We start from the raw sequence: 12,730 nt of genomic DNA, 5'->3' as shown, positions 1-12,730 counted from the left end.
GTCACCCCAGCATCCTGGCCGCAATTTGTTGTTGGCGCAGCGTGATTCGTGCACGCCATTCGTCGTCGGAGATCTTATTGTGTTCGAAGTACGGCAACGTGGCCGGGATGGCATCGAAGTCGACCAGCTCCACGGTGGGGCCGTCCGCGTCGGTGAGTTGACGGGACACCCGCTGCCAGCGGAACTGCAAGAAGCCTCGCCGATGCCCCAGCGTCTCCACCCAGTTGGTCACTCCGGGGTTCTGGTCGGCAACGACGATGCGCACCTTGCCGTCCGGATCGGCTTGCGCCTGAGTGTTGTTCAGCGAAGTCTGGTGATTGATGTAGTCCAGCGAGATGTACCACAGGCTGCCCAGCTGGAAACCGAGGTAGGGCGCGTCGGAGACCGGGATGGTGATCACCAGCGCCTGATCGGGTCGCAGGTCGTAGTGGCCGACCGATGAATACTGGGTCGCCAGGCCGCCCGGCGTCAACCGGGGCGCGACCATGGTGTTGACCGGCAGGTCGAGATAGAACCACTGGGGAAACTGCAGCCAGGTCTTCACCCGGTTGACAAGCTGCTTTCCGGCCGTGGCATAACGCTTTTCGATGATCTCGCGGGTCAGCGGAGGCGGGGCGGTGCCCGCGGTGTCCAGGCGGGAAATGGCCAGCGTGCCGCGCTGCGCCGACCAGTCGCCGTAGACCTCGCGGATGACCAATTGCCCGGGGCTGGTGGGCCGCACCCGCCACTCGAAGCTGCCGTCGGCGGCGATCTCGAGCTCTCGGTCGTCGAACGCGGCCTGGCTGGCCGGCACGTTGTCGTCGGTGTATTCACCACCGAGTAGCTGGAAGCTCAGGTCGGTCGTGGTGCCGCGCCGGCCGGTCACGACGTAGTCGTGATTGGCGTGCACCCGGGTACCGAAGTACAGGGTGTCGGGGTTGTCCAGGCCCATCTTGGTGAACGGCCCGGTTCCCGACTGCAGGAACGGGTGGTCGCGGTCGTAATCGAAGGCCAGGTGTATGCAAGCCGAAACACAGCCCGCCAGATACTGCAGCCCTTCCAGCAGGTCGGCTTCGGTCTCGATGAAGGGCGCGTCGGCGACCAGTTTCTCGGCTTCGACGATCGCGGAGGTGAGGGGATCAGAGAACACGCATAGACGCTAGAACGTGTTCTACTTTTTCGTCAATGGCGAACGTTCCCGCGCGTCGGCCGCGTCGTTCAACGACGAGGCCGATTCACTAGGGTGCGCACTGCTGCGACAGGTCGATCAGATGCTGCCGCACGTCCGGATGCCGATTCAGGTAATCCATCACGTTGCCGTTGCCGCCCTCAGCCTGAGACTTGGCCTGCAGCTGCTGGTGGAGGTCGGGATGCCGCTTCAGGTACGAGTCGATGGAACTACCCACGGTCTGATCACACTGGGGAGCCGCGCTGGCCGCCGGCAGCGCGATCGTCATCGCGGCGGTAACAGCCAGCAAACCTCCGGCGAGCACGCCGTACAGTCCGCGGCCTCGAGATTTCCTGGATGTCACGGTCATGCGCGACAGATTACTCGCAGCACCTTTGTGTGGCCTGTGCGCGCGGCTGCCAGCTACTTGGCGGGGGCGCCGCTTTCTTGCTCGCGCTTGATTTCCAGGGCGATGTCGATGAGTTGGTCTTCTTGGCCGCCGATGAGTTTGCGTTGTCCGGCGCGGTGCAGTAGTTGGTGGGCGGGCACGCCGTAGCGCTCGGATTGGCGGATGGCGTGTTTGAGGAAGCTCGAGTACACCCCGGAGTACCCCATGATCAGGGCGTTACGGTCCAGCAGGCACTCGGCGGGCATCACCGGGGCGACCACCTCTTCGGCGGCATCAGCGATGTCGAAGAAATCGATGCCGGTCTTGACCCCGATCTTGTCGAACACCCCGATGAGCGCCTCGACGGGTGCGTTGCCCGCTCCGGCGCCGAACCGGCGACACGAGCCGTCGATCTGCTTGGCACCCGCCCGCACCGCCTCCACCGAGTTGGCCACCCCCAGGCCGAGGTTCTCGTGCCCGTGGAAGCCCACCTGGGCGTCGTCGCCGAGCTCGGCGACCAGCGCGGCCACCCGGTCGCGCACCCCTTCGAGCACGAGCGCGCCGGCCGAGTCGACCACGTAGACGCACTGGCATCCCGCATCGGCCATGATGCGGGCCTGCGCGGCCAGCTTCTCGGGGGAAATCGTGTGCGACATCATCAGGAACCCCACGGTCTCCAAGCCGAGTTCGCGGGCCAGGCCGAAGTGCTGGATGGACACGTCGGCCTCGGTGCAGTGGGTGGCGATCCGGCAGATCGACCCGCCGTTGTTCTGGGCTTCCTTGATGTCCTCTTTGGTGCCCACCCCGGGCAGCATCAAAAACGCGATCTTGGCCTCTTTGGCTGTCTGCGCGGCCAGCTTGATCAGCTCCTGCTCCGGAGTCTTGGAGAACCCGTAGTTGAAGCTCGACCCGCCCAGCCCGTCCCCGTGGGTGACCTCGATGACCGGCACCCCCGCGGCGTCCAGCGCGGCCACGATGGCACCCACCTCGTCTTTGGTGAATTGGTGGCGCTTGTGATGCGAGCCGTCCCGCAACGACGTGTCGGTCATCCGCACGTCCCAGACCGGATTGAAGAAGATGTCGGTACTCATGCCTGTATGCCTCCCGCCGTCGCGGATAGAGATTCCTTCGCGATTTCCTCGCCGACCTTGGTCGCCGCGGCGGTCATGATGTCCAGGTTGCCCGCATACGGGGGCAGGTAATCGCCGGCGCCCTCGACCTCGACGAACGTGGTGACCACCGCCTGCCCACCGGAGTTCAGCGACGGCTCGTCGAACTGTGGCTCGTTGAGCAGCCGATATCCCGGCACATAGGTCTGCACCTCGGCCACCACATCGTGGATCGACTTCGCGATCGCGTCCCGGTCGGCGTCCTCGGGGATCGCGCAAAAGATGGTGTCGCGCATGATCATCGGCGGGTCGGCCGGGTTCAGGATGATGATCGCCTTGCCGCGCGTGGCGCCGCCGATTGTTTCCACCCCCCTGCTGGTGGTCTTGGTGAACTCATCGATATTGGCCCGGGTGCCCGGCCCCGCCGACACCGACGCCACCGAGGCGACGATCTCGGCGTAGGGCACCTCAACAACCCGCGACACCGCGTACACGATGGGAATCGTCGCCTGTCCCCCGCAGGTGATCATGTTGACGTTCGGCGCATCCAGGTGCTGGCGCAGGTTCGCCGGCGGAATCACCGCCGGGCCCACCGCGGCCGGGGTCAAATCGATGGCGCGGATGCCCGCGGCCGCATACTTCGGCGCCGCGTCCCGATGCACATAAGCACTCGTCGCCTCGAACACCAGATCAGGCTTCTCCGACTGGGCCAGCAGCCAATCGACCCCTTCGTGCGTCGTCTCCAACCCCAACTTGCGGGCCCGCGCCAAACCCTCACTGTCCGGGTCGATGCCCACCATCCAGCGCGGCTCCAGCCAGTCCGACCGCAACAGTTTGTAGAGCAGGTCAGTACTGATATTTCCCGACCCGACAATGGCCACACTCGCCTTAGCCGGCATGACGCTCCTTTGCGAAGCTCTCGATTTTAAGTCCGACGATTTAATTCGAGACTATTCGAACGACAAATGAACAGAACCCAGGCCCGTGAAGTCGGCCACAAACTGGTCGCCGGCGTGCGCGTCGATCGCTCGCGTGCACGAGCCGGGAAGTACCACGTCGCCTTTGCGTAACCGTACGCCGAAGCCCTCCACCTTGCGGGCCAGCCAGGCCACCGCGGTGACCGGGTTGCCCAGCACCGCATCGGTCCGACCCTTGGCGACAACCTCACCGTTGCAGCTGAGGACGGCGTCGATCGCCTTGACGTCGATATCGCCCGGTGAGACGCGGGCCTTACCCAGAACGAAGCCCGCCGACGAGGCGTTGTCGGCGATGGTGTCGCACAGCTCGATCTTCCAGTCCGTGATCCGGGTATCGATCAACTCGATCGACGGGACCAGTGCCTCGGTGGCCGCCAGCACGTCGTCCTCGGTGCAGTCGGCTCCCGGCAGGTCGGCGTTCAAAATGAAACCGACCTCGACCTCGACCCTCGGCCACAGGTAGCGGCTCGCCTTCACCGGGGTGTCTTCGAACAATTGCATCTCGTCGAGCAAATGCCCGTAGTCCGGCTCGTCGACCCCCATCATCTGTTGGATCGCCTTCGACGACAGGCCCACCTTGTGGCCCAGCACCCGGGCCCCCTCGGCGACCCGCTGACGGATGTTGATCAACTGGATCTCGTACGCATCGACGACGTCGATGTCCGGGTGGGCGGCGGTCAGCGGAGCGATCGGCAGGCGACTCCGCTCGGCCTGCGCCAGGTCGGCAGCTAGCTCGTCTCGTGTCGCAACACTGAGCATCTGCAGAAGTCCCCTCGTTCGTGTGACCGGCCCAGTAGCGGCCGACCCGGGCAATTCTATAACGTGTTCTACATGACAGCACAGGAGCTCGACGTCGTCGTGGTCGGGAGCGGCGGAGCCGGCATGGTGGCTGCCCTTACCGCCGCTCACCGGGGCCTTTCCACAGTAGTCATCGAGAAGGCTGCGCATTTTGGCGGCTCGACCGCACGGTCCGGTGGGGGCGTCTGGATCCCCAACAACGAGGTGCTCAAGCGTGACGGCGTCCGAGACAACCCCGAGGCGGCCCGGACCTACCTGCACGGCATCATCGGCAACATCGTCGAGCCGGAACGCATCGACGCCTACCTCGACCGCGGACCCGAGATGCTGTCGTTCGTGCTGAAGCACACCCCGCTGAAGATGTGCTGGGTTCCGCGGTACTCGGACTACTACCCCGAAGCGCCGGGCGGCCGCGCGGAGGGCCGCTCGATCGAGCCGAAGCCGTTCGACGCGCGCAAGCTGGGCGCCGACATGCCCGGCCTGGAACCGGCATACGGCAAGGTGCCACTCAACGTCGTTGTGATGCAACAGGACTACGTGCGGCTGAACCAGCTGAAGCGGCACCCACGGGGCGTGCTGCGCAGCCTGAAGGTCGGCGGCCGCACGATGTGGGCGAAGGCGACCGGTAAGAACCTCGTCGGCATGGGCCGGGCGTTGATCGGTCCGCTGCGAATCGGGCTGCAGCGGGCTGGGGTTCCGGTGTTGCTCAACACCGCGCTGACCGATCTGTACGTCGAGGACGGTGTGGTGCGCGGAGTTTACGTTCGCGACACCGGTGCATCGGAGTCATCCGAGCCGCGGCTGATCCGGGCTCGGCGCGGGGTGATCCTCGCCTCAGGCGGTTTCGAGCACAACGAGCAGATGCGGGTGAAGTATCAGCGCGCGCCGATCACCACGGAGTGGACCGTCGGCGCCAAGGCCAACACCGGCGACGGCATCGTCGCCGCCGAAAAGCTCGGCGCCGCACTGGAACTGATGGAAGACGCCTGGTGGGGGCCGACCGTGCCGCTGGTGGGTGCACCCTGGTTCGCGTTGTCGGAACGCAACTCGCCAGGATCGATCATCGTCAACATGTCGGGCAAACGTTTCATGAACGAATCGATGCCCTACGTCGAAGCCTGCCACCACATGTACGGCGGGGAATTCGGCCAGGGACCGGGACCGGGCGAGAACATTCCGGCGTGGCTGGTGTTCGACCAGCAATACCGGGACCGCTACATCTTCGCGGGATTGCAGCCGGGACAACGCATTCCCCGCAAGTGGCTGGAGTCCGGCGTCATCATCCAGGCCGACACCCTCGAGGAACTGGCCCAGAGAGCCGGCCTTCCGGTTGCCGAGTTCGCCGCAACGGTGGCGCGCTTCAACGGCTTTGCCAGGTCGGGTGTCGACGAGGACTACCACCGCGGCGAGAGCGCCTACGACCGCTATTACGGTGACCCGACCAACAAGCCCAACCCCAACCTCGGCGAGCTCACGCACGCGCCGTACTACGCCGCCAAGATGGTGCCGGGCGACCTGGGCACCAAGGGCGGTGTCCGCACCGACGTCCACGGCCGCGCGCTGCGGGACGACGGCACAATCATCGAAGGCCTTTACGCCGCGGGCAATGTCAGCGCCCCGGTGATGGGCCACACCTATCCGGGCCCGGGCGGCACCATTGGCCCGGCGATGACCTTCGGCTACTTGGCCGCACTGCACATTGCGGGGGAACACTAATGCCCATTGATGTAGACGTTGCGTTGGCCGCCGAACTGGACCCCATTGAATTCTCTTGGACGAGCAGCGATGTGCAGCTCTACCACCTGGCGTTGGGGGCCGGCAAGGATCCGATGGACCCGCGCGAACTGCGCTACCTCGTTGACGACACACCGCAGGTCCTGCCGACGTTCGGCAACGTGGCGGCCTCCTTCCACATGACCAAGCCGCCGACCGTGCAGTTCCCCGGCATCGACATCGAGCTGGGCAAGGTGCTGCACGCCAGCGAGCGAGTGGAGGTTCCCGGGCCGCTGCCGCCTTCGGGGTCCGCCCGCGCCGTCACCCGGTTCACCGACATCTGGGACAAGGGCAAGGCCGCGGTGATCTGGAGCGAGACAACGGTCAGTGCGCCCCACGGCACGCTGCTGTGGACGCAGCGGCGGTCCATCTTCGCCCGCGGCGAAGGCGGATTCGGTGGCGAGCGTGGCCCATCGACGTCGGACGCGGCGCCGGACCGGGCGCCCGATGTAGAGGTCGCGGTGCCGATCCTGCCGCAGCAGGCACTGCTGTACCGGCTCTGCGGGGACCGCAACCCGCTGCACTCCGACCCGGAATTCGCTGCGGCCGCGGGCTTTTCGCAGCCCATCCTGCACGGTTTATGCACGTATGGCATGACGTGCAAGGCCATCGTCGACACGCTGCTGGACGGTGACGCCGCAGCGGTGGCCGCCTACGGCGCACGCTTTGCCGGTGTGGCGTTCCCCGGCGAGACACTCAATGTCGGCATCTGGAAGGAAGACGGGCGGCTACTGGCCAGCGTTGTCGCGCCCTCGCGCGACAACGCGGTGGTGCTCTCCGGCGTCGAGCTCATCCCGGCCTAGGGTTTTTGGCTTTGCACCGAGCGTCACGCTAGCGTGGCGCTAGGCAGCGAGCGTGACGCTAGCGTGACGCTCGGCGGGCTAGTGCGGCCCCTACGCGTCGAACGATGTCGAATGGCCGGTCGCCGGCAACCACCCGGATAACCATCCAACCTAGGCGCTCCAGCATTTCGCTGCGACGGATATCCCATGTGTATTGTCTGCGGTCGGTGCGGTGTTGCTCGCCGTCGTACTCCACCGCGACTTTTACGTCCTCCCAACCCATATCGAGATAGGCGACCAAATCGCCGAACTCGTCACTGACTGCGATCTGCGTCCGTGGTCGCGGCAAACGAGCCCGGATGAGCAGTAGCCGTAGCCATGTCTCTTTCGGTGACTGCGCTCCGGCATCCGCCAGCCCCAAGGCACTCCGCGCTCGCCGGATCCCGCGTCGGGCCGGATACCGCTGCGCCAGCATTTCAACGTCGGCCACCTTAACGTCTGCCGCCCCCATCAGGGCGTCCATTGCCGCCACCGCATTGTCCATCGGATACCAGCAACCCAAGTCAAGGACCGTCCGGGTTGGCGTCGTGACCGGTATGCCGTCGATCAGGCTGAACTCGTCACATTCGATGCGATCACCGCGCACTCGCAGACCTGGCGATGGGTTTCTGTTGCTGTGGATTATCTCCAAAGGCGCAGCGGCGTCAATCCAATGCGCACCATGCAGTGCGGAGGCCGATAGGCCCGCAACAATCCCTTGTCGTCGCGACCACAGCCAACCCGCTCGCGCGCGAACAAGCGGAGTCAATTCAGTGCCAGAGCAGACATACACGTCGCGAAATAACCTGGTGTACCGGCTTCGCAGGGCGCTCTTAACGACATCACCGTTCGCGACCGCCTCGCTGCCGATGAATGGCTCCGCCATGACGGCAGGGTTCCACGTCTCACGGCAAGCGTCACGTCAGCACACGGCAACCATCCACAGCGTCACCCCAGCGTGACGCTCGGCGACCACAGCCACGCTAGCGTGACGCTCGGCGTGGTCAGAGAGATGGAGGCTAGCCGAGGATGAGGCCCGACGTGGGCACGCCGGTGCCCGCGGTGACGAGGACGTGCTCGACGTCGGGGACCGGGTTCACCGAGGTCCCGCGCAACTGCCGCACACCCTCGGCGATGCCGTTCATTCCGTGGATGTAGGCCTCACCAAGCTGGCCGCCATGCGTGTTGATGGGGAGCCGGCCACCAATTTCGATCGCACCGTCGGCGATGAAGTCCTTGGCCTCGCCCTTACCGCAGAATCCCAACTCCTCCAACTGAATCAGCGTGAAGGGTGTGAAGTGGTCGTACAGGATGGCGGTCTGAATGTCGGACGGCTGCAGACCGGATTGCTGCCACAGCTGCTGCCCCACCACGCCCATCTCGGGCAGGCCCAGTTCCGGTCGGTAATAGCTGACCATCGTGTACTGGTCGGGGCTCGAGCCCTGCGATGCCGCCTCGATGACGGCCGGCCGCTGCTTGAGGTCCCGCGCGCGCTCGGGCGAGGTCACCACGATCGCAACCGCGCCGTCGGTCTCCTGGCAGCAGTCCAGCAGCCGCAATGGTTCGGCGATCCACCGCGAGTTCTGGTGATCCTCAATGGTTATCGGCTTCTCGTAGAAGTACGCCCTCGGATTTCTGGCGGCGTGCTTGCGGTCGGCCACCGAGATGATGCCGAAGTCGCGGCTGGTTGCGCCGGACAGATGCATGTACCGCTGGGCGATCATCGCGACCTGGGCGGCCGGTGTGGAGAGGCCATGCGGGTAGGAGAACGAATTGTCCGCCGCGGTCGAATCAGCCTGTGCGCGGGCGTCTCCCACGAGTCGAGTCTGCACCTGCCCGAACCGCATGCCCGACCGCTCGTTGAACGCCCGGTACGCCACCACGACGTCAGCGACCCCGGTGGCGACGGCGATCGCGGCCTGCTGGACGGTCGCGCACGCCGCGCCACCGCCGTAACCGATCTGCGAGAAGAACTTCAGGTCACCGATACCGACCGCACGCGCCACCGCGGTCTCGTTGTTGGTGTCCATCGTGAACGTGGTCAGCCCATCGACATCGGCCGGGCTCAGACCAGCATCGTCCAACGCATCCAACACCGCCTCGGCCGCCAACCGCAGCTCGCTCCGGCCGGAATCCTTCGAGAAGTCGGTGGCGCCAATTCCGACGATCGCAGCTTTACCCGACAACATCAGGAATCCCCCATCGTCAGCGTCACGGTCGCGATGACGTGGTCGCCAAGGCTGTTGCGGCCGAACACCTTCACCGTGATCAGGCCGTCTTCCACGGCGATCACCTCACCCGAGAAGGTCACCGTGTCGTAGGCGTACCACGGCACGCCGAGCCGCAGCCCGATGGACTTGATCAGCGCCGATGGGCCCGCCCAGTCGGTGACGTAGCGCTGCACCAGCCCGGTGTCGGTGAGGATGTTGACGAAGATGTCCTTCGACCCCTTGGCCTGCGCCAGATCGCGGTCGTGATGGACGTCCTGAAAGTCCCGCGTGGCCAGAGCCGTCGAGATGATGAATGTGGGATCACCGTGCAGCTTGAGCTCTGGCAATACAGTGCCCACTTCGATAGCGGGTGCGCTCATGCCTCGGGCTCCCAGGCGTAGAGGCTCCACTCCGGGCCGCTGTCGCCCGCGGGGAAGTCGATATAGGTTGCGCGCACCGGCATTCCGATCTTCACCTTGCCGGGGTCGGCGCCCCGCAGCTCGCCCAGCATCCGCACGCCCTCGTCGAGTTCCACCAGCGCGATCACGAATGGCAGCGTGCGGCCCGGCACCTTCGGCGCATGGTGCACAACGAAACTGAACACCTTGCCTTTGCCGCTTGCCACGAGATAATCGGACGGGGCGACCTCCTTTTTCGGGTCCTGCCACACCGCCGGCACCGGCGGATGCTGCAGGCTGCCGTCGGGCCGCCGCTGGATCCTCAGCTCGTGCGCCTTGACACCCTCCCAGAAGAATGCCGTGTCGCGCGACGACGCGGGACGCATCATGGCGTCGGGATCCAGGTCCGCGGGCACCGAAGACGCCTGCCCAGAGGACTCACGCGGCTTGAATTTGAGGATGCGCCAGTTCATCTCGGCGACGTCCTCGTCCCCGACCCGCCAGATGATGTGCTGGTTGATGAACCAGCCCTCTCCGAGTCCGGTCTGTTTGGGTCCGACCACATCACCCATCTCCGAGGTGATGCTGACCTGCTCGCCAGGCTGCAGGTAGCGGTGATAGGTCTGTTCGCAGTTGGTGGCGACGACGCCGATGTAGCCGGCGTCGTCGAACAACTGCATGATGGGCCCCATCGGATCGTCCTTCGGGCGTTCCCCGCCCAGGCCGAACATCGTCCACACCTGAATCATGGCCGGCGGGGCGACAATTCCCGGATGTCCGACGGCGCGGGCGGCTGCCTCGTCGACGTAGATGGGGTTGCGGTCGCCGATGGCCTCCACCCAGTTGTTGATCATCGGCTGGTTCACCGGGTCGCGGCCGGCGCGCGGCTTGGGGCCGCCGGCCGCTTTGATCTCCGCGATCGCTTCTTGAATGTCGGTCACCGGGGCACCCTCGGCACTTTGAGGCCGGCGGCCGCGATCATCTCTCGCATGACTTCGTTTACGCCTCCGCCGAAGGTGATCACCAGGTTTCGCTTGGTCTGCGAGTCCAGCCAGTTGAGCAGGTCGGCGGTTTCCGACTCGGCCGGGTTGCCGTACTTGCCGACGATCTCCTCGGCGAGCCGTCCGATGTACTGAATTCGCTCCGTACCAAAGACTTTCGTTGACGCGGCATCCGCCACGTTGATGTCTTCGCCCGCCGCGGCCACCTGCCAGTTCAGCAGCTCGTTGATCCGCCACATCGCATGGATCTCACCCAGTGCCCGCTTGACGTCGGCGTGGTCGATCGGCGTGACCCCGTCACCACCGGGCTTGGACGCCCAGGCGTGCACCCGGTCGTAGATACCGGCAGTACGGCCCGCGGGGCCCAGCATGACCCGTTCGTTGTTGAGCTGGGTGGTGATCAGCCGCCACCCGCCGTTCTCCTCGCCGACCAACATGTCGGCGGGTACCCGCACGTCGTTGTAGTAGGTGGCGTTGGTGTGGTGGGCGCCATCGGACAAAATGATCGGCGTCCAGGAGTAGCCGGGATCCTTGGTGTCGACGATCAGGATCGAAATGCCTTTGTGCTTTACGGCTTCGGGGTCCGTGCGGCAGGCCAGCCAGATGTAGTCCGCGTCATGGGCACCGGTGGTGAAGATCTTCTGTCCGTTGACGATGTACTCGTCGCCCTGACGCACCGCGGTGGTCCGTAGCGAAGCCAGGTCGGTACCCGCCTCGGGCTCGGTGTAGCCAATCGCGAAGTGCACTTCGCCGGCCAGGATCGCCGGCAGAAACCTCTTCTTTTGCGCCTCGCTGCCGAACTGCTGCAGCACGGGGCCGACCGTCTGTAACGTCACCGCGGGCAGCGGCACGTCGGCCCGATGCGCCTCGTTGACGAAGATCGACTGCTCAATCGGCCCGAACCCCAAGCCGCCGAACTCTTTTGGCCACCCGACGCCGAGCTTGCCGTCCCGACCCATCCTCCGGATCACCGCGCGATAGGCCTCGTTGTGACGGTCCTGCTCCATCGCCTTCATCTCGTCGGACGAGATCAGATTCGAAAAGTATTCCCGCAGTTCCGCTTGCAGCTGGCGCTGCTCCGGAGTCAGGTCTATGAACATTGCGCTCCCACCAGGTCGAGACGATGAGAAGGCCCGCCCAGCAGCCTGGTCAGGTCTTTGATCGTGGAGTAGTACCGGTGCATCGGATAGGTGATGTCCATGCCCATGCCGCCGTGCAGGTGGTGGCAGAGTTGCATCACCGGCGGCGCCTGCGAGGTGATCCAGTAGCCGAGCACATCCAGGTCGTCGTCGGCATCCCGTCCTTCCGACAGTCGCCAAACGACCGACTTCGCCGCCAAATCGATGGTGCGCGAGGCGATGTAGACCTCTGCGAGCTGGGCGGCCACGGTTTGGAACGTCGACAGCGGCTTGCCGAACTGCTTGCGATTGGCCACGTAGTCCGCGGTGAGGCGCAGCGCCCCGGCCACCAACCCGTCGGCGTAGGCCCCGATGGCCGCCAGTGCCAGCTGGTTGACCCGAGGAGCCGTCGCGCCCGCCAGCACATCGGAATCACCGACCACGACGTCGGCGAACGTCACCGTGTACTCGTCGGAGTCGTTGGATGTCGGGGTTTGGGCCAGCTGCACACCGTCGGCCGTCGGCGACACGACGACGACCGCGTTGTCCGCCGTGACGATCATCCAATCCGCTTGTCCGGCATAGCCAACGCCGACCTTGGTGCCCGACAACCGCCCGTTGGTGAAGGTGGTCGACGGCCGGTCCGGCAGCGCGGTGCCAGGCTCGTTGAGCGCGGCCGTCAGCACGCCACCCTTGGGGACGCCAGCCAGGAATCGGTCCTGCTGTTCGTCGGACGCCAGGTCGAGGAGCGGCACCACGCCGAAGCCGAGCGTGGCCAGCGCCGGCGTGACGGCGCCGTGGCGGCCCGCCTCGGTGAGCACCGTGGCGACCTCGGGCAGTCCCACGCCGTCGCCGCCGAGCCGCTCGGGCACCGGCAGCGCCGTCACGCCACCGCCGACCAACGCGTCCCAGCTGAGGTCCCGATCCAGCACTGACGTCGCCACATCGGCGACGGCCTGTTGCGTCGCAGTGAGATTGAAGTCCATCAGG

The 12,730-nt window shown here is 65.5% G+C and carries 13 protein-coding genes; 2 read left to right on the top strand and 11 right to left on the bottom strand.

Annotated elements, in window-relative coordinates:
- Nucleotide 1: 1 nt before the first annotated feature.
- The 5 genes from AWC17_RS26615 to AWC17_RS26595 all read right to left on the bottom strand — a co-directional run bounded on the left by AWC17_RS26615 (nt 2) and on the right by AWC17_RS26595 (nt 4,380).
- Nucleotides 2-1,129 carry a hypothetical protein gene (locus AWC17_RS26615; RefSeq protein ID WP_047321919.1) on the bottom strand — a complete coding sequence of 376 codons (1,128 nt, stop codon included), beginning with the start codon at nt 1,127-1,129 and terminating at the stop codon, nt 2-4.
- Between the two features lie 88 nt (nt 1,130-1,217).
- Nucleotides 1,218-1,517: a hypothetical protein gene (locus tag AWC17_RS26610; protein ID WP_047321920.1), complete on the bottom strand. Its 300-nt coding sequence runs from the start codon at nt 1,515-1,517 to the stop codon at nt 1,218-1,220.
- Between the two features lie 53 nt (nt 1,518-1,570).
- Complete coding sequence (dmpG, locus tag AWC17_RS26605) at nt 1,571-2,626, bottom strand: 4-hydroxy-2-oxovalerate aldolase (RefSeq protein WP_047321921.1); 1,056 nt, start codon at nt 2,624-2,626, stop codon at nt 1,571-1,573.
- A complete protein-coding gene (locus AWC17_RS26600) occupies nt 2,623-3,543 on the bottom strand; it encodes an acetaldehyde dehydrogenase (acetylating) (RefSeq protein ID WP_047321922.1) in 921 nt (306 codons plus the stop codon). Before AWC17_RS26600 ends, dmpG begins: the two co-directional genes overlap by 4 nt.
- A gap of 51 nt (nt 3,544-3,594) precedes the next feature.
- Nucleotides 3,595-4,380, bottom strand: a complete 786-nt coding sequence (locus AWC17_RS26595; protein ID WP_046183006.1) for a 2-keto-4-pentenoate hydratase — start codon at nt 4,378-4,380, stop codon at nt 3,595-3,597.
- A 72-nt stretch (nt 4,381-4,452) separates the two neighbouring features.
- Between AWC17_RS26595 and kstD the strand changes: the two genes are divergently transcribed.
- Nucleotides 4,453-6,135, top strand: coding sequence for a 3-oxosteroid 1-dehydrogenase (gene kstD, locus AWC17_RS26590; RefSeq protein ID WP_046183010.1), 1,683 nt, complete (start codon nt 4,453-4,455; stop codon nt 6,133-6,135).
- Nucleotides 6,135-6,995, top strand: coding sequence for a MaoC/PaaZ C-terminal domain-containing protein (locus AWC17_RS26585; RefSeq protein ID WP_047321923.1), 861 nt, complete (start codon nt 6,135-6,137; stop codon nt 6,993-6,995). Before kstD ends, AWC17_RS26585 begins: the two co-directional genes overlap by 1 nt.
- Nucleotides 6,996-7,053: 58 nt before the next feature.
- On the opposite strand, the gene AWC17_RS26580 is transcribed toward AWC17_RS26585, so the two are convergent.
- The 6 genes from AWC17_RS26580 to AWC17_RS26555 all read right to left on the bottom strand — a co-directional run bounded on the left by AWC17_RS26580 (nt 7,054) and on the right by AWC17_RS26555 (nt 12,726).
- Nucleotides 7,054-7,899, bottom strand: coding sequence for a DUF559 domain-containing protein (locus AWC17_RS26580; protein WP_047321924.1), 846 nt, complete (start codon nt 7,897-7,899; stop codon nt 7,054-7,056).
- 133 nt (nt 7,900-8,032) lie between these two features.
- Nucleotides 8,033-9,202: a lipid-transfer protein gene (locus AWC17_RS26575; protein ID WP_047321925.1), complete on the bottom strand. Its 1,170-nt coding sequence runs from the start codon at nt 9,200-9,202 to the stop codon at nt 8,033-8,035.
- Nucleotides 9,202-9,603: a MaoC family dehydratase gene (locus tag AWC17_RS26570; RefSeq protein ID WP_047321926.1), complete on the bottom strand. Its 402-nt coding sequence runs from the start codon at nt 9,601-9,603 to the stop codon at nt 9,202-9,204. Before AWC17_RS26570 ends, AWC17_RS26575 begins: the two co-directional genes overlap by 1 nt.
- Complete coding sequence (locus tag AWC17_RS26565; protein ID WP_046183002.1) at nt 9,600-10,562, bottom strand: bifunctional MaoC family dehydratase N-terminal/OB-fold nucleic acid binding domain-containing protein; 963 nt, start codon at nt 10,560-10,562, stop codon at nt 9,600-9,602. Before AWC17_RS26565 ends, AWC17_RS26570 begins: the two co-directional genes overlap by 4 nt.
- Nucleotides 10,559-11,722: an acyl-CoA dehydrogenase FadE29 gene (fadE29, locus tag AWC17_RS26560; protein ID WP_047321928.1), complete on the bottom strand. Its 1,164-nt coding sequence runs from the start codon at nt 11,720-11,722 to the stop codon at nt 10,559-10,561. The genes AWC17_RS26565 and fadE29 overlap by 4 nt, the downstream gene beginning before the upstream one ends.
- The gene (locus AWC17_RS26555) at nt 11,713-12,726 is read right to left on the bottom strand and encodes an acyl-CoA dehydrogenase family protein (protein WP_046183000.1); all 1,014 of its coding nucleotides are present in this window, start codon (nt 12,724-12,726) and stop codon (nt 11,713-11,715) included. The genes fadE29 and AWC17_RS26555 overlap by 10 nt, the downstream gene beginning before the upstream one ends.
- Nucleotides 12,727-12,730: the final 4 nt, after the last annotated feature.

Source organism: Mycobacterium nebraskense, from assembly GCF_002102255.1.
Taxonomy (GTDB): Bacteria; Actinomycetota; Actinomycetes; order Mycobacteriales; family Mycobacteriaceae; genus Mycobacterium; species Mycobacterium nebraskense.
This window is presented reverse-complemented; position numbering and strand designations above follow the sequence as displayed.